Source organism: Bradyrhizobium sp. cf659, from assembly GCF_900113725.1.
Classification (GTDB): domain Bacteria; phylum Pseudomonadota; class Alphaproteobacteria; order Rhizobiales; family Xanthobacteraceae; genus Bradyrhizobium.
Window position 1 is genome coordinate 935,377 of the sequence record NZ_FOQJ01000002.1, and the last position, 25,916, is coordinate 961,292.

The 25,916-nt window shown below is 64.4% G+C and carries 23 protein-coding genes; 11 read left to right on the top strand and 12 right to left on the bottom strand.

Features of this window, described 5'->3' with window-relative positions; translation table 11 throughout:
- Positions 1-70 precede the first annotated feature (70 nt).
- A complete protein-coding gene (locus BM118_RS13290) occupies positions 71-958 on the bottom strand; it encodes a LysR family transcriptional regulator (RefSeq protein WP_177234262.1) in 888 nt (295 codons plus the stop codon).
- A 198-nt stretch (positions 959-1,156) separates the two neighbouring features.
- On the opposite strand from BM118_RS13290, the gene BM118_RS13295 reads away from it, so the two are divergent.
- Positions 1,157-2,305: a patatin-like phospholipase family protein gene (locus tag BM118_RS13295; RefSeq protein ID WP_092185875.1), complete on the top strand. Its 1,149-nt coding sequence runs from the start codon at positions 1,157-1,159 to the stop codon at positions 2,303-2,305.
- Between the two features lie 92 nt (positions 2,306-2,397).
- Positions 2,398-3,342, top strand: a complete 945-nt coding sequence (locus BM118_RS13300) for an oxygenase MpaB family protein (protein WP_177234263.1) — start codon at positions 2,398-2,400, stop codon at positions 3,340-3,342.
- 405 nt (positions 3,343-3,747) lie between these two features.
- Here the strand turns inward: BM118_RS13300 and glgA are convergent, their stop codons facing one another.
- Positions 3,748-5,163: a glycogen synthase GlgA gene (gene glgA, locus BM118_RS13305; protein ID WP_092185877.1), complete on the bottom strand. Its 1,416-nt coding sequence runs from the start codon at positions 5,161-5,163 to the stop codon at positions 3,748-3,750.
- Positions 5,164-5,357: 194 nt separating this feature from the next.
- Between glgA and BM118_RS13310 the strand changes: the two genes are divergently transcribed.
- The 3 genes from BM118_RS13310 to BM118_RS13320 all read left to right on the top strand — a co-directional run bounded on the left by BM118_RS13310 (position 5,358) and on the right by BM118_RS13320 (position 8,985).
- A complete protein-coding gene (locus tag BM118_RS13310; RefSeq protein WP_092185879.1) occupies positions 5,358-6,554 on the top strand; it encodes a CaiB/BaiF CoA transferase family protein in 1,197 nt (398 codons plus the stop codon).
- A gap of 148 nt (positions 6,555-6,702) precedes the next feature.
- Positions 6,703-7,770, top strand: coding sequence for an alcohol dehydrogenase (locus BM118_RS13315; protein WP_092185881.1), 1,068 nt, complete (start codon positions 6,703-6,705; stop codon positions 7,768-7,770).
- A 135-nt stretch (positions 7,771-7,905) separates the two neighbouring features.
- The gene (locus tag BM118_RS13320) at positions 7,906-8,985 is read left to right on the top strand and encodes an isocitrate/isopropylmalate dehydrogenase family protein (RefSeq protein ID WP_092185883.1); all 1,080 of its coding nucleotides are present in this window, start codon (positions 7,906-7,908) and stop codon (positions 8,983-8,985) included.
- Between the two features lie 192 nt (positions 8,986-9,177).
- Here BM118_RS13320 and BM118_RS13325 read toward each other — a convergent pair whose 3' ends face one another.
- A complete protein-coding gene (locus BM118_RS13325; RefSeq protein WP_092185885.1) occupies positions 9,178-9,495 on the bottom strand; it encodes an antibiotic biosynthesis monooxygenase family protein in 318 nt (105 codons plus the stop codon).
- Between the two features lie 99 nt (positions 9,496-9,594).
- Between BM118_RS13325 and BM118_RS13330 the strand changes: the two genes are divergently transcribed.
- A complete protein-coding gene (locus BM118_RS13330; protein ID WP_092185887.1) occupies positions 9,595-10,494 on the top strand; it encodes a LysR family transcriptional regulator in 900 nt (299 codons plus the stop codon).
- Between the two features lie 4 nt (positions 10,495-10,498).
- Here BM118_RS13330 and BM118_RS13335 read toward each other — a convergent pair whose 3' ends face one another.
- The 4 genes from BM118_RS13335 to BM118_RS13350 form a co-directional block, all read right to left on the bottom strand.
- Positions 10,499-11,314: an enoyl-CoA hydratase gene (locus BM118_RS13335; protein ID WP_092186169.1), complete on the bottom strand. Its 816-nt coding sequence runs from the start codon at positions 11,312-11,314 to the stop codon at positions 10,499-10,501.
- A 128-nt stretch (positions 11,315-11,442) separates the two neighbouring features.
- Positions 11,443-12,792 carry a L,D-transpeptidase family protein gene (locus tag BM118_RS13340; protein ID WP_092185889.1) on the bottom strand — a complete coding sequence of 450 codons (1,350 nt, stop codon included), beginning with the start codon at positions 12,790-12,792 and terminating at the stop codon, positions 11,443-11,445.
- Between the two features lie 418 nt (positions 12,793-13,210).
- Positions 13,211-13,582, bottom strand: a complete 372-nt coding sequence (locus BM118_RS13345) for a helix-turn-helix domain-containing protein (protein ID WP_027546544.1) — start codon at positions 13,580-13,582, stop codon at positions 13,211-13,213.
- 29 nt (positions 13,583-13,611) lie between these two features.
- On the bottom strand, positions 13,612-14,658 hold the full coding sequence (locus tag BM118_RS13350; protein ID WP_092185893.1) for a LysR family transcriptional regulator: 1,047 nt from the start codon (positions 14,656-14,658) through the stop codon (positions 13,612-13,614).
- A 481-nt stretch (positions 14,659-15,139) separates the two neighbouring features.
- On the opposite strand from BM118_RS13350, the gene BM118_RS13360 reads away from it, so the two are divergent.
- On the top strand, positions 15,140-15,406 hold the full coding sequence (locus BM118_RS13360) for a hypothetical protein (RefSeq protein ID WP_092185895.1): 267 nt from the start codon (positions 15,140-15,142) through the stop codon (positions 15,404-15,406).
- 203 nt (positions 15,407-15,609) lie between these two features.
- Positions 15,610-16,341, top strand: coding sequence for a cytochrome c biogenesis CcdA family protein (locus tag BM118_RS13365; RefSeq protein ID WP_092185897.1), 732 nt, complete (start codon positions 15,610-15,612; stop codon positions 16,339-16,341).
- Between the two features lie 25 nt (positions 16,342-16,366).
- On the opposite strand, the gene BM118_RS13370 is transcribed toward BM118_RS13365, so the two are convergent.
- The 5 genes from BM118_RS13370 to BM118_RS13395 all read right to left on the bottom strand — a co-directional run bounded on the left by BM118_RS13370 (position 16,367) and on the right by BM118_RS13395 (position 22,602).
- Positions 16,367-17,023 carry an HAD family hydrolase gene (locus BM118_RS13370; RefSeq protein ID WP_092185899.1) on the bottom strand — a complete coding sequence of 219 codons (657 nt, stop codon included), beginning with the start codon at positions 17,021-17,023 and terminating at the stop codon, positions 16,367-16,369.
- Positions 17,024-17,164: 141 nt separating this feature from the next.
- Positions 17,165-18,082 carry an MBL fold metallo-hydrolase gene (locus tag BM118_RS13375; RefSeq protein ID WP_092185901.1) on the bottom strand — a complete coding sequence of 306 codons (918 nt, stop codon included), beginning with the start codon at positions 18,080-18,082 and terminating at the stop codon, positions 17,165-17,167.
- Positions 18,083-18,174: 92 nt separating this feature from the next.
- The gene (locus BM118_RS13380) at positions 18,175-19,380 is read right to left on the bottom strand and encodes an NAD(P)/FAD-dependent oxidoreductase (protein WP_092185903.1); all 1,206 of its coding nucleotides are present in this window, start codon (positions 19,378-19,380) and stop codon (positions 18,175-18,177) included.
- A 510-nt stretch (positions 19,381-19,890) separates the two neighbouring features.
- Positions 19,891-20,850 carry a helix-turn-helix transcriptional regulator gene (locus tag BM118_RS13390; RefSeq protein WP_092185907.1) on the bottom strand — a complete coding sequence of 320 codons (960 nt, stop codon included), beginning with the start codon at positions 20,848-20,850 and terminating at the stop codon, positions 19,891-19,893.
- Positions 20,851-21,144: 294 nt separating this feature from the next.
- Positions 21,145-22,602, bottom strand: coding sequence for a sensor histidine kinase (locus BM118_RS13395; protein WP_092186171.1), 1,458 nt, complete (start codon positions 22,600-22,602; stop codon positions 21,145-21,147).
- A gap of 382 nt (positions 22,603-22,984) precedes the next feature.
- On the opposite strand from BM118_RS13395, the gene BM118_RS13400 reads away from it, so the two are divergent.
- From BM118_RS13400 to BM118_RS13410, 3 genes are all read left to right on the top strand, one after another.
- Positions 22,985-23,983, top strand: a complete 999-nt coding sequence (locus BM118_RS13400; RefSeq protein ID WP_092185909.1) for a TRAP transporter substrate-binding protein — start codon at positions 22,985-22,987, stop codon at positions 23,981-23,983.
- A gap of 83 nt (positions 23,984-24,066) precedes the next feature.
- Positions 24,067-24,582, top strand: a complete 516-nt coding sequence (locus BM118_RS13405; protein WP_092185911.1) for a TRAP transporter small permease — start codon at positions 24,067-24,069, stop codon at positions 24,580-24,582.
- A complete protein-coding gene (locus BM118_RS13410) occupies positions 24,579-25,898 on the top strand; it encodes a TRAP transporter large permease (protein WP_092185913.1) in 1,320 nt (439 codons plus the stop codon). The genes BM118_RS13405 and BM118_RS13410 overlap by 4 nt, the downstream gene beginning before the upstream one ends.
- The last annotated feature ends 18 nt before the right edge of the window (positions 25,899-25,916 follow it).

Genomic DNA, 25,916 nt, shown 5'->3' on the forward strand with positions numbered 1-25,916 from the left:
CGGCCGAAGGCCGCCTATGCCACCTTCTCCCACAAGGGGAGAAGGAGAAGAGCAGCGATCGTTCTCGCAGCTACCCCGCAATCGCCCGCCAGTCCGCACCGCGCAGCATGCGCATCACGGCATTGGCCACCGCCGTGCGCTGGCGGCCGGCGACGCCATAGAGATTGACGGTGCGGCGGGCATCGAGGCCGGTGACCGCAGCGCGTTTTAGGCTTTCCGGCACGGGCGAGGTGTGGGGCATCATGGCGATGCCGATATCAGCCTCCACCAATTCGATCAGGTCGCGTTCGCTCGAAATCTCGTGGCCGTGATCGACATCGATGCCGTGCTCGCGCAGGCTCGCGGCGATGCGCTTGGAATGCTCGCAGTAGCTGCGGCCGAGCAATTGTTCCGCGCGCAGGTCGTCCGGCTCGATCGTGTCGTGCCCGGCAAGCCGGTGCTCCCTGCTGACGATGAGATCGAACGCCTCGGTGAACAGCGGCCAGACGTCGAGCCGATCCCAGGCCTCGTCGATCTCGGCGGCGATGCCGAGCTCGGCCTCGCCCTTCTTCAGGAATTCGCCGACCTCGCGGCTCGTCCCGCGCAGGAAGCGGAATTCGAGCCGGTTGAACTGCCGCCTGATCTCGTTGAGGTGGGGGATGAGCAGCGCCAGGTCGACCGAATGCGTCAGCGCAACGCGGAGCGCGCCGACCTCACCGCTCCTGAACGAGGAAGCGAGCGAGCGCGCACCGGCGGCGGCGTCATAGCACTGCTTCAGCAGCGGATGCATGCGCTGGCCCAGCTCGGTCAGTTGCGCCGCCGGCCGTTCGCGGCGGAACAGGTCGCCGCCGAGCTCGGCCTCGAGCTGCTTGATCGCGCGTGTCAGCGAGGGCTGCGTCACGTTGCATTCCTCGGCGGCGCGCGTGAAATTCAAGAGCTGCGCCACCGCGAGGAAATAGCGGACCTGGTGCATTTCCATGGATCGGCTCCCGGCAGGATCGGCCGGAAATCTAACCGATCGGGACAGGGAATGATATCCTGGCCGCGATAGCGCGTGCGTATGGTTTCGAAAGCCAAGCGGCATTTCCAAAAGACCCGACAATCGCGGAAAATGGCAAGACGTAACAATAGCCTTACGCCTGACGAATGATAACCATAGGCTCGACAGGAGCGAGACATGAACGGCATGCCGGACAACGGGCAACGAAAGAGCATGGACCTGCCGGGTCAGGTCGTCCTCGTGCTTCAGGGCGGCGGCGCGCTTGGCTCCTACCAGGCCGGCGTCTACCAGGCGCTGCACGAGGCCGGCATCGAGCCGGACTGGATCATCGGTACCTCGATCGGCGCCATCAATGCGAGCCTCATTGCGGGCAACGCGCCGGAGCATCGGCTTGCGCGCCTGAAAGAGTTCTGGAAGCGGATGGAGCAGAACCCGGTCTGGAATTGGCGCTCTGTGTTTCCCGACTTCAACGAGAAGCTCGCCTATTGGTCGACCGTGACCCACGGCATTCCCGGTTTCTTCCGGCCCAACCCGCTGGCGCATGCCGGGGATTCCTATCCGCTGGGCGCCGATCACGCCGGTTTCTATTCGACCGCGCCGCTGGAGAAGACGCTGAGCGAGCTGGTCGATTTCGACCTCGCCAATCGCTGTGCGCCGCGCCTGACGGTCGGTGCGGCCCATGTCGGCACCAGCGAAATGCGCTATTTCGACAGCCGCGACAGCGAACTGACGGTGAAGCATGTCATGGCCTCGGGCGCATTGCCGCCGGCCTTCCCGGCGGTGCGCATCGACGGCGAACTCTATTGGGACGGCGGCATCCTCTCGAACACGCCGACGGAAGCGGTGTTCGACGACAATCCACGCAGGGATTCGCTGATCTTCTCCGTGCATCTGTGGAATCCGGTCGGCGCCGAGCCAACCACGATGGCGGAGGTACTGAACCGGCACAAGGATGTGATGTATTCCAGTCGGATCGCGAGCCAGATCGCCCGCCAGCAGCAGGCCCATCGGCTGCGCCACGTCATCAACCAGCTCGCCGCGCGTCTGCCCGAGAGCGAGCGCAGCGATCCCGCGGTGAGGGAGCTAGCGAGCTACGGCTGTCCGACCCGCATGCACGTCGTGCGGCTGCTGGCGCCGCAGCTCGACCGCGAGACCCATACCAAGGACATCGACTTCAGCCCGTCAGGCATTACGCGGCGCTGGCATGCGGGCTACGCCCACACGAAGTCCGTGCTCGCACGAAAGCCGTGGATCGGCGAATTCGATCCGCTCGCCGGCGTGGTGCTGCACGAGCATATGGACGAGATGCCGATTGCGGCGGAGTAGGGGCCTTGTCCGTCATTTGTTTCGGGCAGTGACGATATCGCGAGCGCGCTGTCTGGGCTATTGTCGCGGCGTCTTCTTCGCGAGGCTCGCAATTGGTCGTTGAGAAAGATCTGGAGGCGGCGCTCGATCAGGTCCGCGCTGACGCAGCGGGGCCGGTCGCGGGCGTGTTCGGTCCCTCCTCGGTCACCTGGCAGATCGACCGGGAGGCTGTCATCTTCCTCGGCGCCGGCCGCGCGCTGCTGCTGCAGCTGGCGCATCCCTGGGTCGCTGCCGCCATCGCCGAGCACTCGCGGACGTTGGCCGATCCGATCGGCCGCTTCCATCGCACCTTCGACATCGTCTTTGCCATGGTGTTCGGATCGCTCGACCGTGCCTTGCTGTCGTCCCGGCAACTGCACCGGCGCCACAGCATGATCGTCGGGGAGATGCCCGAGACCGTCGGCCCCTTCGCGGCCGGCTCGCGCTACTGCGCCAACGATATTCCGTCATTGCGCTGGGTGCATGCGACGCTGGTCGAGACGGGGCTAATGGCGCATGATCTGGTTCTGCCGCAGCTCTCGGCGGAGGAGCGCGAGCGCTATTGGACCGAGAGCCGGCTGTTCGGTGCCTTGTTCGGATTGACCGGGGATGATTTGCCGACGGACTGGTCCGGCTTTGCGGCCTATACAGCAGCAATGGCGCAATCGGACACGCTGACCGTCAGCGCGGCGGCGCGCGACATCGCCACGCAGATATTTGACGGCGCCCGTCCGTGGTTGCGTCCGCCGCGATGGTATCGTGCGCTCACGGCAAGCCTGCTGCCGGAACGATTGCGCGCAGGCTTCGGTTTTGAGCTCGATGCGCGGGATATCAGAGCTGCCGACAACGCCTTGAAATGGATTCGGCGCGTCTATCCGAGATTGCCCGACCGGCTGCGCGATGTCGGTCCGTACCAGGAAGCGCAGGCCCGGCTGCGTGGCGAGCCGCGGCCCGACTGGATGACGCGGTGTCTCAACAGGGCCTGGATCGGGCGGCCGCAGATGGATCAGCGCCGCTAAATTGCTCCCACGTGTCCCGGACAAGCTGCAACGCGTGAGCGTTGAAGCGCAGAGCCGGGACCCAGAAGCGACGGGCTTCCTGTGCGGCATGGGCCCCGGCTCTGCAGCGCACCACGTCGCAAGGGCGACGCGCCGCGCTGCGTCCGGGGCACGAGAGAAGAGTGAGGCCACACCTTCTGCGCCGTCATTGCAAGCATAGCGAAGCTCTAGCCCCGTCATCCTGAGGTGCGAGCCATGCGGCGCGAAGCGGCGCATGGGAAGCCTCGAAGGATGCACGGCCCCGCTGCTGCAGCCGGGCCGTCGCCCTTCGAGGGCCGCTGAAGAAGCGGCCACCTCAGGGTGACGGGGCTAGAGCTTCGCTGCGCTCGCAATGACGGAGAATGTCGAAGCGTCTCGGGGGCTTTCTCACACCGCCGCCAGCTTCCGGTACAGCGCGCTGTAGCTGCCGGCGGAGATGCTCCAGGAGAACGACCGTCCCATGGCGCTGCGGCGCATGGAGTCGAGCTGGTCCTGCGCCATGAACGCCTCGAAGGCCCGGCGGACGCCGCCGAGGAAGGATTCGTGCGAGGGTCTTGAGAACAAAAAGCCGGTCTCGCCGTCGGTGATGGTCTCGGCCAAGCCGCCGGTCTGGTGCCCGATCGGCAGCGAGCCGAAGCGCTGCGCGTACATCTGGCTGAGGCCGCACGGCTCGAAGCGCGACGGCATCAGGGTGAAGTCGCTGCCGGCGAAGATGCGCCGCGCCTGGGCGTCGTTGAAGCCGATCGCAACGCCGATGGCGTCGGGGCGGCGGCGATGCGCGTCGATCAGCGCCTGCTCGAGCGCCGGCTCGCCGGAGCCGGTGACCACGATCTGCCCGCCGGCATCGATGATCTCGTCGGCCGCGGACAGCACGAGGTCGATGCCCTTCTGGTGCACGAGCCGCGCGACGATGCCGAATATCGGGCCGCGCGACACCGCAAGCCCGAACTGCTTGCGAACGTAGTCCGCATTGGCCTTCTTGCCGACCCAGTCGCCGGCGCCGAATTGCTGGGCGAGCTGCGCGCAGGAGCGCGGGTCCCAGCTCTCGTCGATGCCGTTGAGGATGCCGGTCAGCTCGGCGGCGTCCGAGCGCAGGCGGAGCAGACCCTCCAGGCCGCAGCCGAACTCGGCTGTGGTGATCTCGTGCGCATAGGTGCCGCTGACGGTTGTGAGATGCGAGGCGTAGACCAGCCCGGCCTTGAGGAAGGAGACCTGGTCGTAGAATTCGAGGCCGTCGATGTGGAAGGCGCTCTCCGGTGCGCCGATCCGCCGCAGCGAGTCCTTCGGGAAGAGACCCTGATAGGCGAGGTTGTGAATGGTCAGGATCGACGGCAGCTTGGCGCCGCGCCAGGCGAGATAGGCCGGCACGAGCGAGGCCTGCCAGTCATTGGCATGGATCAGGTCTGCTGCCCAATTCTTGTCCAGCTTGCCCATGGCCAGCTCAGCGGCTGCCGAGGCAAAGCGCGCGAAGCGGATGTCGTTGTCCGGCCAGTCACGCCCGGACTCGTCGCCATAGGGATTGCCGGGCCGGTCGTAGAGTTGCGAGCACAACAGCACATAGACCGGCAGGCCGTCCTTGGTCGCGGCCCGGCCGAGCGAGCAGGCCGGCAGATCCGCAAACGACGGGCAGCGGCCAACGATCTGAATATGCGTGAGCTGCTCGATGATGTCGCGATAGCCGGGCAACATGATCCGGATATCGGCAAAGGGGCGAAGGGCTCTGGGGAGGGCAGCGGAAACGGCTCCAAGTCCGCCGACGCGGACGAAGTCGTCCATCTCTGTCGTAACGAACAAGACCCTCAAGAACAGTTGCCCCTTGCCGATCCAGTTTGCTGCTATGCAAGAACGGGTCCAATTGCCCCGGAATTCCCAAGCACGCCTGCGGAGCGCCCCCGTTCGGTAAACACTTTCCTACTCAGCCGCCGCCCTCTAGGGTCGAGCGCAGCAACAAGAGAGCATTGATTGTTCCCGGGATACGCCAAGGAGACGCAGCACGTATGCAGCTAGCAGATAAGCATGAGAGGACGACGACAAAAGCCTTCGCCGGACTCAGGGTGCTGGATTTTTCGACCACCATCGCCGGTCCCCACTGCACGCGGATGCTCGCCGACATGGGCGCCGAGGTCATCAAGATCGAGACCGACGGCGGCGAGACGATGCGGACCCGGCCGCCGCTGCGCAAGGGGTACAGCACCGTATTCGGCCAGCTCAATGTCGGCAAGAAGAGCGTCGTGCTCGACCTCAAGTCCGAGGACGGCAGGGAGGCGGTCCGCCGGCTGGCCGCGACCGCCGACATCCTGGTCGAGAACTTCCGCCCCGGCGTGATGCACCGGCTACGGCTCGACTACGACAGAATGCGCCCGGTCAATCCGAAGCTGATCTACTGCTCGATCTCCGGCTACGGCCAGACCGGCCCCTCGGCCGAGCTGCCGGCCTATGCGCCGGTGATCCACGCGGCCTCCGGCTACGACATGGCGCATCTCGCCTACCAGCCCGGCCGCAACCGTCCCGATTATTGCGGCATCTACCATGCCGACGTCGTCACCGGCACCTACGGTTTTGGCGCGATAGCCTCCGCCCTGTATCAGCGCACGGTGACCGGCCTCGGCCAGCACATCGACGTCTCCATGCTGGAGTCGATGCTGACGCTGACCGTGATCGAGTTGCAGAGCTCGCAATTTGCGGTGAAGCCGCCGCCGCGCCCGATGTTCGGGCCGACCGAGACGGCCAATGGCTATGTCATGATCACGGTCGCAAGCGAAAAGACGTTTCAGGGATTGATGGGCGTGATCGGCCGCCCCGACTGGATCCCCGATCCGCGCTTCGCCACCTACGCTGCGCGCCGCGAGAACTGGGCCGACTTGATGGACGGCGTCGAGGCCTGGTCGCGACAGCTCTCGACAGAGGCATGCCTCGTCGCACTCGGCGCGGCCGGCGTGCCGGCCTCGGCCTATCGCACCGTGTCAGAGGCGCTGGCCGATCCGCAGCTCGCGCACCGGCAGGCGCTCTCGTCGGTGGAAGATGAGGGCGGTTCGTTCCAGGTGCTCAACCTGCCGTTCCGGATGTCGGGCGCCGACACGACGCCGGCCAAGACGATGGCTGCGCTCGGCGAGCACACGGATGCGCTGCGCGACGAGATTGGCCTCGCCGATGATGCGTCAATTCCGTCAGGCAAAACAGCCGTGCAAGGATGACGGAGGGCTCGGTGCGGCGAGCAATGCGGCCTTGCGCGCGGCCGGCTTGCCACCATCGGCCGGCGTAAACTAGACAGGTGCGCGTTTGTCTCGCCTCGCCGGCCATGGCATGGTGGCGCGACAACAAGAAGCATGCGGGAGGACGCCGATGAAGAGTTTCAAGGTCGCCGATTTCAAGGCGCCGTTGCAGGAGTTCGACGAGGCCACGCCGCAGCCGTCGGGCACGCAGGTGCTGATCAAGGTGAAGGCCGCCGGCGTCTGCCACAGCGACCTCCACATCTGGGAAGGCGGTTACGACCTCGGCCATGGCCGCAAGCCGCTGTCGCTGAAGGACCGCGGCATCAATCTGCCGCTGACCATGGGCCACGAGACGGTCGGTGAAATCCTGGCTTTCGGTCCTGACGTGAAGCCGACTGATCAGGGCGATCTCAGGCTCGGCGATGTCGGCCTGGTCTATCCCTGGATCGGCTGCGGCAAATGCGCGACCTGCCTTGGCGGCGACGAGAACATGTGCCTGACGCCGCGCTCGCTCGGCGTCTATTGCGACGGTGGTTATGCCGATCACATGCTGGTGCCGCATCCGCGCTACCTGCTGAACCTCAAAGGGCTAGATCCCGCGACGACCGCGCCCTATGCCTGCTCGGGCGTCACCACCTACAGCGCGCTGAAGAAGGTCGAGCAGCATTTCGACACGCCGATCGTGATGTTCGGCGCCGGCGGCCTCGGCCTGATGGCGCTGTCGCTGCTGAAAGCCATGGGCGGCAAGGGCGCGATCATGGTCGACATCGACGCCAGGAAGCGCGAGGCCGCGGAAAAGGCCGGCGCGCTTGCGACCGTCGATCCCAAGGCGCCGGACGCGCTGGAGCAGCTTGCGAAGAAGGCGGGCGGTCCGATCCGCGCCGTGATCGACCTCGTCGGCAACGCCGCGACGACGCAGCTCGGCTTCGACTGCCTGACCAAGGGTGGCAAGCTCGTCATCGTCGGCCTGTTCGGCGGCGGCGCGACCTGGGCGCTGCCGCTGATTCCGATCAAGGCGGTGACCATCCAGGGCAGCTATGTCGGCAATTTGCGCGAGACGCAGGAGCTGCTCGACCTCGTGCGAGCGAAGAACGTGCCGCCGATCCCGGTGACGCGTCAGCCGCTCGCCAAGGCCAACGACGCGCTGGTGCAGCTGCAGCAGGGCGCGGTGGTCGGGCGCACCGTGCTGACGCCGTAATCTCGACTCTCTCCGTCGTCATTGCGAGCGAAGCGAAGCAATCCAGAGTCTTTCCGCGGAGACAGTCTGGATTGCTTCGTCGCAAGAGCTCCTCGCAATGACGCGGCCACACTTTCCGTCACCTAGGAACCCCCCATGTCCGCAAACAACGCCTTCCACATTGCCGTGCTCGCCGGTGACGGCATCGGCCCTGAAGTCATGGCGCCGGCGATCGAGGTGCTGCGCAAGATCGAACAGAAATCGGATCTGCGCTTCCGCTTCACCGAGGCGCCGGCCGGTGCCAACAATTATCTCGCCACCGGCAAGTCGATGCCGGATAGCACGATCAAGCTGTGCGAGGAGGCGGATGCGATCCTGCTCGGGGCCTGCGGCCTGCCGTCGGTGCGCTATCCTGATAACACCGAGATCGCGCCGCAGATCGAACTACGCTTCATCTTCGATCTCTATGCCGGCGTGCGGCCGGCGCGGCTCATTCCGGGCGTGCCGAGCCCGATCGTCGGCGCCGACAAGCGCGGCATCGATCTCGTCGTGATCCGCGAATCCACCGAGGGCCTGTTCGCCTCGATGGGCAAGGGCGTCGTCACCCATGAGGACGCGCGCGAGACCATGGTGATCACCCGCCGGACCTCCGAGCGCCTGTTCGAGTTCTCGTTTCGCCTCGCCGAACGCCGCAAGGCGCGCGGCAAGCCGGGGATGCTCACCTGCGTCGACAAGGCGAACGTGTTCAAGGCGTTTGCTTTCTTCCGCGGCATCTTCGACGAGATCGAGAAGAGGCATCCGGAGGTGAAGACCGACCGGCTCTATGTCGATGCCTGCTCGGCGATGCTGGTGAAGCGGCCCTGGGATTTCGACGTGATGGTGATGGAGAACATGTTCGGCGACATCGTCTCCGACATCACCGCGAGCCTGATCGGCGGCCTCGGCATGGCGCCGTCGGCCGACATCGGCGACAAATACGCCGTGTTCCAGCCCTGCCACGGCACCGCGCCCGACATCATGGGGCAGGGCAAGGCCAATCCGACCGGCATGATCCTTTCGGCCGCGATGATGCTGGACTGGCTCGCCGACAAGCACGGCGTCGAGAGCGCGGCAGAAGCCGGCGAGACCATCGAACGCGCGGTGGACCAGGTCTATGCCGGCGGCATCAAGCCGATGGAGTTCGGCGGCAGCAACGGCACGGCCGACATCACGAAAGCGGTGCTGGGGGCGCTCTGATCTGCCACTTCAACCCAACGGTGATGGCAACCGGCCAGACGACGCTGGGCGGATCGATGGCGGCGTTCGATCTCTCCCCATCGTCATTGCGAGGAGCGTAGCGACGAAGCAATCCAGATTGTCTCTACGGCAGGATTCTGGATTGTTTCGCTGCGCTCGCAATGACACCAAACTTGCCGATCGACGGTCCGCTCAGACGCCACGGGTTGCTTTTGCAGTCCACTTTCGCTCCCGAATGACGCTACAAATCTGGAATTTGAACTCGCTGAAGAAAGCCGCGATCCCACGTCGCTTGGCCTTGCCGTGCTCGGGATCAATCCGCCATTGGTGAAGCGCTTCCTCGGACTCGAACTCGACGATCGTCACGCGCTCTCCATCGTCGGCGACGAAACCCTTGTGCGAGATGTAACCGGGTATTGTTCGCGCCAGTTCGCTCATGCGTTTTGCCATCGGCCCATATTCATCCTGCACGCCGGGATTCATTCGCGTGCGAAATACGGTGACGATCATCGGACGGACTCCTGTGTGGAACTGCCGTGATCTTTACCGAATGCGTATTATCACATATAATGAATAATTATGATATAGTTGATCACTCAGAGGGATGTAATGGATCTGTCGGATCTGCGGATATTCGTTGCTGTGGTGCGCGAAGGCGGCGTGACCCGGGCGGCCGAGCGGCTGCGCCGCGTTCAGTCCAATATCACAACCCGTATCCGGCAGCTGGAGGAGGATCTCGGCGTAGCCCTCTTCATTCGAGAGGGCAAACGCCTCCATCTGGCGCCCCAGGGGCAGGTGCTGCTTGGCTACGCCAATCGCTTGCTCGCGCTTGCGGATGAAACACGCGATGCTCTGCAAGATGCAAAGCCCCGCGGTACGTTCCGCCTCGGCGCGATGGAGAGCACGGCGGCTGTCAGGCTGCCGGGACTGCTTAGCGAATACCATCGGCGGCATCCGGGAGTCGTTCTTGAGCTTCGCACCGGCAATCCGCAGGTTCTCGCGAGCGCCATTCTCGCCGGCGATCTCGATGCCGCGCTCGTCGCCGAACCGATCGCCGACGAGCCATTCGAAAAGGCGCCGGCCTTCGAGGAGGAGCTGGTGATCATCGCGGCTGCCAATCACCCGCGGATCGGCAAGAAGGGCAGCAACCTGCCACGTACCATCATCGTCTTCGAACACGGCTGCCCGCATCGCAAGCGGCTTGAAGACTGGTACGCAACGCGAAACGAAATGCCGGAACGCATGATCGAGCTCGCGTCATATCACGCCATGCTGGGTTGCGTTGTCGCGGGCATGGGCGTAGCCCTGATCCCAAAGAGCGTTCTGACCACTTTTCCAGCCAGAAGGCTTTTGACCGTCCACCCGCTGGGAAGAGCAGAGAACCGGGCGTGGACTGCGCTCATCTGGCGCAAAGGTGCGGGCTCCGCGAACGTTCAGGCTCTGAGGGAGATCTTGGACAGCCCCCGGTTCGCGAGTCCCAGGCGAGTGCGGGCCGTCGGGGCCGCCTGAGGCGCTATTTTCCCGAAAACTGCGGCTTGCGCTTCTCCATGAAGGCCTGCCGGCCCTCGCGAAAATCCGCAGAGTCCATGCAGGCATGGCCGATCGCCTTGATCGCGTCCATGTCGCGTCCGCTTTCGTCTTTCAGAACCTGCGCGATGGTGATCTTGGCGGCCTTGATCGCGAGCGGGGCGTTCTGCGAGATCGTCTCGGCGATCGCCATGGTCTCGCCCCAAAGCTGATCATCCGGGATCACGCGCTCGACGAGGCCGATGCGCAGCGCTTCCGCGGAATCGATGCGCATGCCCGTGTACATCAGCAGCCGCGCCCAGGACGGGCCGACCAGCGACACCAAATGCCGCAATCCGTCGTAGCCATAGGCGATGCCGAGCCTTGCTGCGGGAATGCCGAACTGGCTGTCATGCGCGGCGATGCGGATGTCGGCGAGCATCGCGACCTGCATGCCGCCGCCGAGACAGAAGCCCTGGATGCAGGCGATCGTCGGCTTGGGATAGTCGGCGAGCAGCGCGCGCTGGGCGGCGCTGCGCCTGGCATATTCCTCGGACGCCGCCGCGTTGTGGCGCGTCTTCTCGAACTGGCTGATGTCGGCGCCGGATACGAACGCCTTGCCGCCGGCGCCGCGCAGGATCACGACGCGCACCGCGTCGTCGTCGCGCAGGCTCGTCAGTGCCTCGCCAAATCCCTCCCACATCTCCAGCGACATCGCATTGCGCTTGTCGGGATTGTTGAAGGTGATCACGCCGACGCCATCAGCAATGTGCTTGAGGATCTTGCCGTCGGCGAAAGGAGTTTCATTGGAAATGTCGGGCATCGCGCGCTCGCTTGTCATTTGCGAGGCGCAATGTGCTGCCGGGCCGAGGTCCGGGTCAACCGCGGCGAGGCGAGGGGCTCTGCATCCGCCTGTGCCGCGATTGCATGGCGCGGCTACCCGCGCCAATCCTAGCGCGTCATGTGCGCGGTCAGCGGATGGCTGCCGGCATTGCTGAAGAACGCCGCCTCTTCGGCGGTCGCCTCCAGCAACTGCTCGTCCTGATGATAGACGTCGTTGCGGAACTGGACGGTCTGGTCCTTGGTCATCCACCCCGTGAGATAGATCCAGGCCACCGGCACCTTTCTGGCCATGGCGACGTCGAGATGCTGACCGCTGGCGATCTCCGCGTCGATCGCGGCGCGGCTCCACTTCGGCTGGTCCTTGAGCAGCCAGGCGGCGAGATCGCGCACATTGTCGACGCGCGAGCAGCCGTGCGAGTCGAAGCGGTAGTCGTCGCTGAACAGATTGCGCTGGTTGGTGTCGTGCATGTAGACCGAGTAGGCGTTCGGCATGTCGATCTTCACCGCGCCGAGCGCGTTGAAGGTGCCGTTGTGCTGGCGCACGGTGAAGTTCGGCGTGTGCGTGCCCGACCAGTCGACCGAATGCGGATCGATCGGATTGTCGTGGGCGTCGAGCACCTCCATGTGCATGCGCGACAGGTAGGTCGGGTCCTTGCGCATATGCGCGGAGATTTCGGTCTTGGCGATCGAGGACGGCACCGTCCAGGTCGGATTGAGGACGACGCTGGTGATCTGGGCCGTCAGTGTCGGCGAGGGCTTTTCGGTCTTGCCGACGATGACGCGATAGCGCCGCACCACGACGTCGTTCTCGACCGCTTCGGCGAAGGCCGCGGGGATGTTGACCACGACATAGCGCTGGCCGAAGCCGAAATTCATGTTCTCAAGCCGCTGGAGCGAAGCCTCCAGCTGCCGGATGCGCTTCTGCACGGAGACGTTCATCGCCGCGAGCGTGCGCGGCGTCACCATGCCGGTCGGCGCCAGCCCGTGGCGGGCCTGGAAACGCTTCACCGCGTCCGCGAGATCCTGGTCGAAGGCGCCGCTCGCCTTGTCGGCGGAAAGGTCGCCGGAGATGATCAGCCGCTTGCGCAGCAGCTCGTCGCTGGCACCCTGGACGCCGAGTGCGAATTTGGCGTCCGCCGGGATCGTCGGCCAGCCGCCGCGCACCGCGAGATCGGAATAGCTGAGCGCCGCGTCCTTGATGCGCTGGGCCGAGCCCTCGTCATAGGTCGGCTCGTGCGTCATCGCGAGCGCCGCGGCCGAGCGGCTTTCCGGCGTTGACGCCGACGTCGACGCGGCGGTTTTCGGCGTGGCCGCGTGGGCCGGATTGGCGGCGGCCGGCACGGCGCCGCCCGATGTTGCCGGCTTGGGTCCGGCCTGGCCCGTGGTCTCGGTCTGCGCGAGCGCGGAAGCGCTGGCGAAGAGGCCCATGGCAATGATCACGGCATGGCGCTTCGACATCTGTCTTGTTCTTCCCCTGAGGACGAGGCCCGGACGGGCGCTCGCATTGGCAAATTCCCGGTCGCCGCGCCGCGGGCGCCGATTGGCAAAATCGGCGGGAAGCTAGGGCACCAATGTTGAGGTCCCATTAAGCACGGCAGTCGAAAAACCCCGCGCGTCCAATGCGGAGTCTCTCGATTGGGTCGCGGCAGAGTGGGGATGGGTTCGCGAAAACTGCGGGCGGGGACAGTGAAAAGGCCAAGAAAAAAAGCCAAGAAAAAGGGGCGGTCAGGCCGCCCCGAGAAACGAAGGCCGCGCGCACGGCGCGCAGGCCAAGTCTGATCAAGGAGATCCGATCCGGCAGGTCTCGTTCAATCCGGCCGCACCCCGTGACGCGGTGGATTGAACGTCGGCCATAAAAGGCCAGACCGTCGATGGATCAGGCTTCGTTGGCCGCGATCGATTCCATCAGCGAGACGAGCTGACGCTGCACCGTCTGGTCCTTGATCTTGCTGTAGGCGCGCAGCAGGCGGAGGCTGAAGGCCGAATCGAGGAACAGCAGGCTCTCGACTTCGCGCGCCTTGTTGTCGCCGTCGTAGAAGAAGGTCACGGGCACATCGAGGGCGGAGGCGATCTGCTGAAGCCGAGCCGCGCCGACGCGATTGACGCCCTTCTCGTACTTCTGAACCTGCTGGAAGCTGACGCCGAGCTTCTCGCCCAGCTCGGCCTGCGAGATCTTCATCTCAACGCGCCGCAGACGGATCCGTTTGCCAAGCTCGATGTCCGGCTTGCCGGCACTGCGCTGCTTCATTCTTTTCGCCGCTGTTTTCATGTTCGTTCTCACCGTTCTTCGGTTGAAAATCCCCCGAAGAGCTGGGTCAGGGGTTCGCCCATATACGAGTCCTTGAATTCATGCGGGTGCACGAACTCTTCCTTAAACCACGGGAAGCGAGCTGGATTGAAGGCTTCGATCAGCCAGTCAATCATATGCCGTACGCGCGGAATCCGGCCGCTACCGGGATGGTAGGACAACCAGATATCCAGCGGTTTGTTCAGCTCGACCTCCAGTGGAATCAACTTCCCGCCAAGCGCAACGGCGTAGCTCGGGAATACGCCGATTCCGGCGCCATTCGCGACAGCCCAGTAGTTGGCGCTTGATACGTTGGTCTTCATGACCAGAAGGTCACGTTCCGGAACGCCTGGGAAGAAGCTCTCGAAAGTTTCCTTGGCGGCGAGCTGGTCGGCGAATTGCAGCACCAGGCGGTGCTTGATCAATTCCATTGCCGTGCGCGGCGCGCCATGTCTTTCGATGTATTTCTCGGAGGCCCAGAACATCAGATGCATGCGGCCGAGCCGCACCAGCTTGACGTCGAGCGCGGAGGGACGCGACAGGTGAATCGCGACGTCAGCCTCGTGGCGGGAGACGTCTGCGGAACGCATCGCGCAATGCAGGTCGACCAGAATCTTCGGATAGGCCTGCTGGAATTCGACCAGGCGCGGGGCGAGCCAGAACGTCCCGAGGCCCTCGGTCACGGCGACGCGGACCTCGCCGGACAGGACGTTGGCCGTCGAATCGCTGGTGCGCAGCACGTCGAACGCAGCCGCCTCCATTCGTTCGACGGCGGCGACCACCACCGTGCCCTCGTCAGTCAGGTGGGTGCCGTGGACGTCGCGTGTGAAAAGGGTGGTGCCGGTCTGGCGCTCGAAATCGTCGATCCGGCGGCGGACGGCGTTGATCGACAGCGCCAGGCGTTCGGCCGCCGAGCGGAAACTTCCGCACCGGACGACTTCAAGGAAAATGCGGGCTGCATCCCAATCCGAGAGGCCGCTGAGATTTGTCTTTTGGCGTTCTTCCAGTGGAACGCCCCTTTCCGCCAAGGAGTGCATACAATTTCCTTCAGGTCGTTAAAGTGGCAGAATCTGGCGCAAACCACAACCACGGCGGGTTGCGGAATGACGAGTTTTGAACGTCATCCTTACTACCCGTGGGCGGTATCCGAGTGCGGCCAAGAGCTGGGAATCGGACAAACTTTCGTCCGAATGAGGGGTGTGGCGTGAGTTCCGTTGCGAGCCGCAAAATGGCTGCGGGATTGTCGGCGCTGTCCGCAATGGATCTCCTTGCGAGAGCGGCGTTACCGCCCTCCGGGACGGATCAATCACAGCGCATCGTGCGTTCAACCCTTCGTCGTTTCGACGATGGCCAATGGCGTAGCGGGGCGATGTTCGCCGGAACCGCAGTTTCAACGCAGAAACACACTGAAATCATGTTCGGAGGCGCAACGGCCTCGTGCTATCCTTGGTTCTCCATGGGGGCCAAAGGGGTCGTCACAAACACGTCTCACAGGCCGAATTAACGGAAAGAACGCCGGTGTCGCATTCAGACGAACAGTTGCAGTCGGTGCTGGAAACGCTCGAGGAGTGCCGCAGGGTTCTCAACGAGATCAACAGCCGTGAGTCGGCCGAGCTGCTGTCCATCGTCATCCTGGACGTGCGGATGAAACTCAAGGGAATTGACAGTGCCGATCTCAAGGCATTGTGCGACGAAATGCTGCGGAGCGCTGCGAGCGAACCGCCATCCTCCTCCAAGCAGACGCAGGACCAGCCCCGGCGTCCGCTGCTCCGCGTGGTGAAGTAGCCGCGCCGCCGAGTCTCGCTTTTTGGCGAGGTTTGTGCGCGTCCCGATGCCGCATCTGTGATTGCGGACGGCATCGGGAGGAGCCCTGGTTTTGTGCGCCTCTGTTGCGCATTTTCCGGCATCGGCTACACCAGAGCCGGTGCTCCGGGCCGCGCGCATTTCCCGCGCGCCGCGCCGGCGCCTGAGATGGCTCCGACTGCATCATGCAAAATGTTTCGATCCCGGCGGCCCTGATAGCCGGCCTCGTCAGCTTCCTCTCCCCTTGCGTCCTGCCGCTGGTCCCGCCCTACCTGATCTATCTCACGGGCGCGACGATCGAGCATGTCGAGAGCGACGAGCCGGCATCGGCCTCCAAGCGCGCGATCATGATGTCGGCGCTTCTGTTCGTGCTCGGCTTCTCCACCGTGTTCGTGGCGCTCGGCGCCAGCGCCTCGCTGATCGGCGGGCTGATCCGGGCCTGGTCGGCGGAGCTGTCGATCCTCGCCGGCCTCGTCATCATCGTGATGGGCCTGCATTTCCTCGGCCTGACGCGCATCGGCCTGTTGATGCGCGAGGGCCGGATGCCGATCCCGAGGCCGGTCGGCCTGTGGGGCGCCTACATCATGGGCCTCGCCTTCGCCTTTGGCTGGACGCCCTGCATCGGCCCGATCCTCGCTGCGATCCTCTCGATCGCCGCGGCCGAAGCCACGGTGACCAAGGGCGCAGGGCTGCTCGCGGTCTATTCCGCGGGCCTCGGCATTCCCTTCCTGATCGCCGCCCTGATGATCGAGCAGTTCTCCGCGCTGTTCGCGCGCATGAAGGGTCATCTCGTCAATGTCGAGCGCGCCATGGGCGTGTTGATGGTGATCACCGGCATCGGCTTTCTCACCGGCGCCGTCTCGAATGTGAGCATCTGGCTGCTCGAGACGTTTCCGGCGCTGCAGACGATCGGGTAGGTCGTGTGGAATGGGAGTGCTGCAATCATTTCATACGCAGCAAGGCCGGAAGGTGGCTCATGCGATGAAAGAGGTCGTCGCAGACAGCTGCTAACTCTCGCTCGATTTCCGGATCACCTCCGGTAAAACCGAGGACCCTCATTCCTGCGGCCTTTGCCGCGCGAATCCCGGACAGCGAGTCCTCAACAACGACGCAACGTGAGGGGTGGGCGCCCAATGTTTGCGCCGCATGCAGAAACAGGCCGGGGTCCGGCTTCCACGAACCAACCTCATACGCGCTAAAGATGCGTCCTTCGAAGTGCCCCAGCAGTTTCGTCAATCCGAGCGCATGCGTGAGTTTCGACATAGGTCCGTTAGACGCCACGCAAACCGGAACGGTAATTTCAGCCAACGCTGCATGGATTCCTTCGACAGGCTTCAATTCGGCATCAAAAGCCAGCGCGGTTGCTCGCCGAACGTCGGCGACGAAAGTGTCTCGGACGCTGCGGCCTAACCGGCGCTCTATTTCGCGCACGCATTCCGTCATCTTCAACCCTCGGAATGAACGTATCGCGTCTTCCACGCTGATCGCTACGCCTTCCTCAGATGCTGTCCGGACCAGGACGGTCAGCGCAATGATCTCACTATCGACCAGGACGCCGTCCGAATCGAAGATAATGAGTTCGGGACTTGCACAGGTCATCCTTGCGATGCTCCAACCACATGGTTCATTGGCTTCTCGCTATATCCGGGTCGGCGGACGGAGGCCATACTGGGCTGATTGAATCAGGGCGCACACTCTGCCATGAGCGCGCGCCCCGGTTCTGCCTAACTCAATAGGCGGTCAGTAGTCCCAGAACACCGGCACCCAACGGAAGGCATCGCCGTCGACCGCCACCCGGCCGACCGACGGGAACGGCAGGTGAGTGGCGACCAGCATCTCGCCGGTTTCGGCAAGCTGTCGCAGGAGGTGGATACGAACGCGCGCCGCCTCCTCGGGATCGTGCTCGAAGCCGTTGTACCAGTCGGGTTGCTCGAACCCGACGGCGAACACGGCGTCGCCGGCGAAGGTCAACGCGTCGCCGCCGGACGCTACGCGGACCACGCTGTGTCCGGGGGGGTGACCGCCGGTGCGACGGGCGATGACGCCGGGCGCAATCTCGTGCGTCTCATCGAACTGCCGCAACTGACTGCCGTACTCGCTCACGAACCGCTTGGCGGTCGCGCGAAGCGCGTCGGGGAAGCCCTGCGGCATGTTGGTGTGGGAGAAATCGGGCGCCTCCCAGAACTTGACCTCGGCGGCCGCCACGTGGATGCGCAGATCCTTGCGCAGTCGCTGCTTCACGCCGTCGACGAGCAGCCCGCCAATATGGTCCATGTGCAGATGGGTCAGCACCAGGTCGGTCACGGACGACAGATCGATGCCGGCGGCCTCCAGTCGCTTGATCAACTGCCCGGCTCGTGGCAGGTGCAAGTTCGGGTCGGACCCCAGTCCAGCGTCGATGAGGATGGTCTTGCCGCCGCTGCGGACCATGACCGCGTTCAGCGCCCAGTCGAAAGCATCCTGTGGCAGGAACATGTCGTGCAGCCAGGCCGCACGTTCGGCCGGGGCGGCGTTGTGCGCCAGCATGGTGGTCGGCAGCGGCAGCACGCCGTCGCTGACCACAAGCACGTCGATCTCGCCGATCTTCAGCGCGTAGCGCGACGGAACGAGCTCTTCGGGGCCCGATGACACGGGATATGAGGTGCTGTGCAGGTTCATGTTGGTCTCCTGTTTCCTGATAAGGCTCCTGGCTGGTCTTGGTTGAGCGTGCCGCGTAGCCAGGAGAACGCGGCCGTCATCGCCTCGTGCGTCTAGAGGTCGGTCACGCGTTCCGGATCGGCCGACGCGAGCGCCGCGGCGCGCTCGGCCTTCGGCGGATAGATCCAGACCGCGTTGATCTCCTGCTTGGTCTTCTTGGCGACGTCGCCGACCATCTCGACCTTGCGCTCCCAGCCGCGCGTGAACAGCGCGCCGGCTTCGCCCAGATCGAGGCAGGTGACGTAAGCCTTCTGGTGATACGGCCTGGTCGGAACGCCCAGCAGTTCGGCGGCGGCATTGTTGCCGGCAAAGGCGCCCATGCGCGTGGCGTGCTGGCATGACATCAGCGCGTAATTGCCCTCGTCGTCGCATGCGGCGCGGGCGGCATCTCCGGTGGCGAAGACGCCGGCGACGGCAGGCACGCGCAGATCGCGATCCACCAGCAGCCGGCCGAAATTGTCGCGCTCGGCGGGAATCTGCGCGGTCAATGGCGCGGCGCGGATGCCGGCCGCCCAGACCACCGTCTCGGTTTCGATGTGTTCGCCGGTCGACAGCGTCACGCCGGATTTGTCGAGCGAGGCGACGCCGGCCCCGAGCCGTGTCTCCACGCCGAGCTTGCGCAGCGCGTCCTCGATGAGCGGGCGAGGGCCTTCGCCCATGTCGGGCGCGATCGCGCCGTTGCGCTCGACGATGATCACGCGCGCCCTGGAATCCTTGCCCAAGATGTCGCGCAGGCGCGCGGGCAGCTCGGTTGCCGCCTCGATGCCGGTGAAGCCGCCGCCGGCGACGACCACCGTGTCGCGTCCGTTCACGGCCGGCCGGTCGGCGAGACCGTGCAGATGCCTGTCGAGCGCGATGGCGTCATCGAGCGAGTCGACGCTGAAGCCGTGCTCGGCAAGGCCCGGAATGTTGGGGCGGAACAGCCGGCTGCCGGTGGCGACCACCAGACGGTCGTAGGACAGGGTCTTTCGCGCTCCCTTGGGAGTGGTGACCTGCACCATCTGCGCCTTGGTGTCGATCGTCTCGGCGCTACCCTGGATGTAGTCGACGTCGATCGCCTTGAGGACATCGAGCAGCGGTGCCGTCAGGGTTTCCGGCTTCGGCTCGTAGAGCCGCGGGCGGATCACCAGCGTCGGCTCCGGTGCGATCAGGGAGATTTCGAGATCGTCAGGCGAAACGCCGTGGATGTCGCGCAGGCGGGCGGAGGAGAGGGCGGCGTACATGCCGGCGAAGCCGGCGCCGATGATGAGCAGTCGCATGTGGTTTAACTCCTGGGTTTGGTTCGCTCGGGGCGCGCGCCATCGCCGCCGCCTGGTGTCGGCAGAGCCTGTTGCGATCGGCGATGACGCGAAGAGGTGAAACGGAGGCCGCGGAACCGTTACGGCGCGGCGCAGTTCGGCAGTGAGGAGAGCAGCGCAGGGCCTTCACATGCCGCCTGGCAGCTTCTCGAGCCCGATGGCCAGCCGCGCAGAGCCACGGGCACCATGGGCTTCCTCAGCCAGGTCTGATTGACTAGGATCGACGTCGCGGGACTGGCGCTTTGCGCAGCCTGTACCGGCGCTTCTTCGGCTGTTGGCGAGGTGAAACGCACGCTCAGTGAGAGCCCGTACATCAGCGCCGTCGCGATGGCTTTCCGTCGCGGTGCGATTGCAAGGTGTTTCCAGTCCATCGTTGGTCTCCGTCCGCGTCGTGGTGCGATGCCGAGATGTTTAGCGAACCAGATATCCGACTGCCCCAGAGCGATTGCCGTCCCTGTCGAGAGATTGCTGCTAACGCATGCGCCTGCGCCAATCGCTCGGCGTTTCTCCCATCAGCTTCTTGAACGCCGCGGCGAAGGCGGTCTGCGAGGAATAGCCGAGCGCCGCGGCGATCGAGACCACCGATTCGTCGCTGTCTCGCAGCATGTTCATGGCCTGCTCGAGCCGGTGCTGGCGCAGCCAGGCATGCGGCGAGAGCCCGGTGCTTTCCTTGAAAGCACGGCAGAAGTGAAAGCGCGAGAGGCCGGCATCGGAAGCCAGCGCATCGAGCGAGACGTCCGCATCGCTGTCCGAGCGCAACCGTTCGATCGCACGGAGCAGGACCTTCGGCGACAGACCACCCATGGTCGGTTGGAACGTGGTTGTCGAACCGGTGTGGGCAACCAGCAGGCGCGTCGCCAGAAGATCCGTCAGCTGATGACGGAACAACGTATCCAGGGCTCCGTTGCCCCCCAGCGCATCGGCCGCGCTCAACAGCAGTCTGGACGTAATGGGATCGGGATGCGCCGTTCGCTCCAGCAGGGCGGCCGGTTTAGTGGTTCCCGCTTCGTCGGCAACGCGCTTCAGTGTTGCATGCGGAAGATAGAGCTGGACCACATCGACAGGCTTCGGAATATCCCATCGGGAGCTCGATCCCTCAGGAATGATGATCACAACGCCGGGACGAAACGTGCCGATCGCAACCGATTTTCCCGACCGCCGCTCCATGCGCTGCATCACGCCGTTGTACGCCATGATCACATGGTGGCTCATGGGCTCCACGACGTCGTGCAATGGATCATGTTTCCAGTGGGCGATGCCGGCGCCGGAGGAGTCTAATGCCATGCGTGTCGGTTCGGTCCTGAGCACCCGCGCCATTTCCGCATCCGCAGCGCGCCGTTCGTGCGCCGTGCCATCGTCGGGCTGTTCGCCAGGTACGGGTGGCAGGCCCCTGTGTGAGGGATTGCGCATGAGTGCAGTGTTCCCGGTCATTGTGTGGCTTCTCCTGATTGCCGCTGGTTTCAAATCAGGGCCCGTATTTGTACGGGTCGGCGCGTGTTCTATGTGCGCGAGGGCATGGCGTCTTTCCTGAAGCGGCCATGCTTTGTCCGATCCTGCTCCGGGCAGGCGCGCGTTTTCGGAAATGCACGACGGGCGGCGGCGAGTTGCCTGGGTCTTGAACGGAGATTTTGTGAAAGACGTTTTATGACAAAAGGCGCGGCAGGCCTTCACATGGCTATCGCGCTAACCGGCAAGTCCGGCATTGGCGATGATCATCCGGTTGATTCACCGCGCCTCGTCCAGCGTGCAGGTCACCGTGCAGACCACGCCGCGCGGCAGGAAATCGACGGTTGCCTCGCCGCCGAGCTGGTCGCGGGCGCTGCGCTCGATCAGGCGCGAGCCGAAGCCGCGCCGCACCGGCGCCGTCACCGGCGGTCCGCCGATCTCGGTCCAGATCAGCCGCAGCCGCGGCTTCGGTGTGTCGGCGATGACCTCCCACTCCACCGTCACCCGGCCGGTCTCGTTGGACAGCGCGCCGTATTTCGCGGCGTTGGTGGCGATCTCGTGCACGATCATCGACAGCACCACGGCAAGCCGCGGCGACAGCGGCACCGCGGGACCGTTCATCCGGATGCGCTCGGGCGCGTTGGGCAGGAACGGCTGGAGCCCGCGCGCGATCACGTCCTTCAGTTCCGAGCCGGCCCATTTCTCCTGGCTGAGCAGATTGTGCGCCTCGGCGAGCGCGCCGAGGCGGCCCTCGAACTTGGCTCGCTCCTCGCGGCTCGCGCTGCGGAAGGTCTGCACCGCGATCGCCTGCATCAAGGCCAGCGTGTTCTTGACGCGGTGGTTGAGCTCCTCGATCAGCAGATCGTGCAGCATCTCGCCGCGCGCGATCGTCGTCGCCATGCGGACCGCAAAGGTGAGGCCGGTCAGCAGCAGGATGCCGCCGATCAGGCTGGTGATGGCGATGTTGCGCCAGAGCGGGGCGATCAGCGAACTCTCGGCGACGCCGGCAGCCACGGTCCAGCCGGTCAGCCGCGAACGGGTGTAGGCGGCGGCGAGCGCGACGCCGTCGAGCGACACGGTCGGAAGCGCCGCCTCGTTGCTGCGGAACATCTCGGCGTAGAGCGACGGCGAAGCACGCTTGCCGAATGTCTCGCTGGGGTTCGGCGCGCGCGCGAACACGATGCCCTTGGCATCGAGCAGGGTTACCGTCCATTGCCGGTCGGGGCGCTGCTTCTCCACCAGATCCTGAAAGATGCTGACCGGCGGGCTGAAGCAGAGGTCGTAGATCACCTCGCCGTTGCGAAGCACCGGCACTTCGACGGTGAGAACCTGTCGCCCATTGAGCGCGCCGGTGAACAGGTCGGAATATTGCGGCGCCCTGGTCGCAAACACCTTCTCGACGATCTCCAGATTACCGCGCGGCGGCAGGCTCGCGGTGTCCTCCGTCGCCGAGGAGAACAGCAGCCGGCCCTTGCGGTCGGAGATCAGCACCAGGCCGCCCTTGCCATACTGGTCGAGGAAGCCGAGCGCGATGCGGCGAAAGGTCGGGAAGTCGTCGTTGCGCAGCGAGTTCGTCAGCGCGAGCACCTGCAAGCCGCCGGTCATCCGCTGCACCTCGGAATCCAGCACTAGGCGCATGCTGCGCACGTTCTCCAGCACGCGGAGGATCGCGTCGCTGCGGTCCTGCTTGTAGTTGTAGACGGCGATGCCAACGGCGAAGACGATCAGCGGCAACATCGTTCCCGCGACCAGGAGAGCGAGCCGGACCGGCAGGGTGAACTTTGACAAACGCGGACGTCCCGATTCCAGCGCGACGGCGCCGGACAGCCGAAGCATAAAGCAGGGCCGCCATTGCGCCACCGCTCAATTGGTCATGGACCGCACCCGTTCCAGCCCGCTGAAGGAGCGTCCAGGAGGTGAAGGTTGCAGTGCAATAGATCGCGTGAGTGCGGGTCCTGCGTCGAACTGTATCAGCGCAGGGCTCATCATTGTCCAGATCACGCATCTGAATTGGCTTCCGTCCCGCCGTAGTTTTTCATACCCTCCCCGAATGCTGGCCGCATGCCGGCCGCGCTCACGCTCCGGTTACAGGGGCGGGGCATCAAAGGGAGGGGAGACGATGAAGCGAAGATCATTTCTCGCTGGTATCGGTGCGACCACTGCGGCGGCTACGATCGGCATGCCGTCGATCCTCAGGGCGCAGGCGCCGATCACTCTGAACGGCGCGGTCCAGTTCAACGACGACCACGCCTTCAACCGGGCGCTGATCCGGTTCGAAGAGCTGGTCAAGAAGTACTACGGCAAGCCCGTCAACTTCACCCTGCACAAGAACTCCTCGCTCGGCCTCGAGAAACAGTATTTCGAGTACATGTCGCAGGGCAAAGCGGTCGATTACGGTATCGTCTCGCCGGCTCACATGTCGACCTTCGCCAAGGCGGCTCCGTTCATCGATGCGCCCTTCGTGTTCAAGGGCATCGAGCACATGAACAAGGTCGTCGAAGCCAATATCCTGGCGCCGATCGCCGACGAGGTCGCGGCGAAAGCCGAGGTCGTTCTGATCGGTTATTCCGGCGGCGGCATCCGCAACATTTTCGCCAACAAGCCGCTCAGGAATCTCGCCGATCTCAAGGGACTCAAGGTTCGCGTCCAGGGCGCGCCGATCTGGTCGAAGACCTTTGCGGCCGTCGGCATGAGCCCGACGGTGATCGCCTATAACGAAATCTACAACGCGATCCAGAACGGCGTGATATCGGCCGGCGAAAACGAAGCCGCCGGTGTCGAGGCGATGAAGTTCTACGAAGTGGCGCCGCATCTCAACCTGACCCAGCACGCCGTGTCGATCCGGCCGATCTGCTTCTCGGTGAAGACGCTGAAGACGTTGCCGAAGGATTTGCAGGACGCGATCATGAAGGCCGGCAAGGAGGCCGGCGACTACGGCCGTCAGCTCGAGTCGAGCGAAGAGGTGGTCAAGCTCGACACGCTCGAGAAGGCCGGCAAGCTCAAGCGCGTTCCCTTCGAGGAGCGGGACGCCATGAAGAAACTCGCCGACCCCGTGATGGCCACCTACGCCAAGGAAATCGGCGCGGAAGGCATTTTCGAGAAGATCAACGTCGCCTGAGGTCGTTGCGTCCGCCGACGACATTCCGGGCAGGCCCCGCTTCCTGCCCGGACGTTGCGGATGAGCTGCCGTACGGAGCTCCAATGTCTGAAATGCCCGTCCCGTCCACACCATCGCTGTGGCGCCGCGTAACGGCGGCCTATGCGAAATTGCTGGAATTCCTGCTGGCCGGCTGCGTCGGCGTTCTGGTTGTTCCGGTTACGCTGCAAATCATCTCGCGCTACACGCCTTTCATTCCGTCCTACATCTGGACGGAGGAAATGGCGCGGTTCCTGTTTATCTGGACGATCATGATCGGGGCCATGGTCGGCGTGCGGGAAGCGCAGCATTTCGAGGTCGACGTGTGGCCTGATCTGTCGCGGCGGTCGGAGGCTGCGGTGCGGGTCCTCGCGCGGCTCGGCGTACTGGCGCTGGCGCTGGTGTTCGTATGGGCCGGCATCGAGTTCACCCGCTTCGCCTGGAACAGAACTTCGGAACTGGCCGATCTGCCGCTTTGGCTGATTCACGTCGCCTGGCCTGTGACCGGCGCCACCTGGATCGTCTTTGCGGGTGAACAGATCATCGATGAAGTGCGCGTTCTGGTTGGGGCACGGCAATGAACGGCAATGTACTCTCCGCCGGACAGGCTGCGATGGTGCTGTTCGGGGTTTTCATCGGCCTGCTGGTCGTGCGCGTGCCGGTCGCTTTCGCGCTCGGCCTTGCCTGCGTGCCGATCCTGCTGATCGAGCCGCATCTGTCGCTGATGACGCTCGCGCAGGAGACCTTCAACGCGTACAATTCGTTCATCCTGCTCGCGGTTCCGTTCTTCCTGCTGACGGCGAATCTGATGAGCATCGGCGGCATCACCGACCGGCTGGTGGCGCTGTCGCGCTCGATGGTCGGGCACTGGCCGGGATCCCTGGCGCAGATCAACGTGGTGCTGTCGGTGTTCTTTGCAGGCATCTCGGGCTCCTCTACCGCTGATGCGGCGAGCCAGTCCAAGATCTTCATCGATGCGCAGACCAAGGAGGGCTACGATCTGTCGTTTTCCATCGCCATTACGGCGGTGTCGGCGGTTCTGGCGGTCATCATCCCGCCGTCGATCCTCATGATCGTGTGGGGCGGGCTGATCTCGACCTCGATTGCGGCGATGTATCTGGCCGGCATCGTGCCGGGTCTGCTGATCGCGGGCGCGCAGATGGCGACGGTGCACATCTATGCGGTGCGCCGTGGCTACCCGACCTATCCGAAGTCGACCTGGGTCGAGATGCGATGCGCCATTTGGCAGTCGCTGCCGGCCCTGATGACGCCGTTCATCATCGTCGGCGGCATTCTGCTCGGGTGGTTCACCGCGACCGAGTCCGCCTGCGTCGCGGTGCTCTATTCTGTCGCGCTCTCGGCGTTCTTCTACCGCGAGACAGGTCCACGCGAATTGTACAAGGCCTTGCTCGACACCGGGCGTCTTGCCGGCGTCGCGCTGTTTTGCGTCGGCACCGCAAGTGCGTTTGGCTGGCTGCTCGCCTACTACAAGATTCCGCAGGCGCTGCTGGCCAACGTCTCGACATGGGGCATGGGCGCCGTCTCGGCCGGCTTCTTCATCGCCTTCTGCTTTCTGGTGGTGGGCTGCTCCCTCGACGCCATCCCGGCCATCATCATCGTTGGCACCGTGCTGGAGCCGCTGGCCAAGTCCGTGGACCTGCATCCGGTCCAGTTCGCGATCATTTCCATCGTATCGCTGGCCTTCGGACTGGTGACGCCACCCTATGGCCTATGTCTGATGATCGCCTGTTCGATCGCCGGCGTGCGGCTGCGTTTTGCACTGAAGGACACGGTGATCATGCTGATCCCGATGCTGCTCGTGCTGGCGGCGGTCATCGTTTGGCCAAGCGTGTCGCTGTTCCTGCCACGCCTGATCGTGCCGGAGATGCTCAAATGAGCGTCCGATATCGCGATT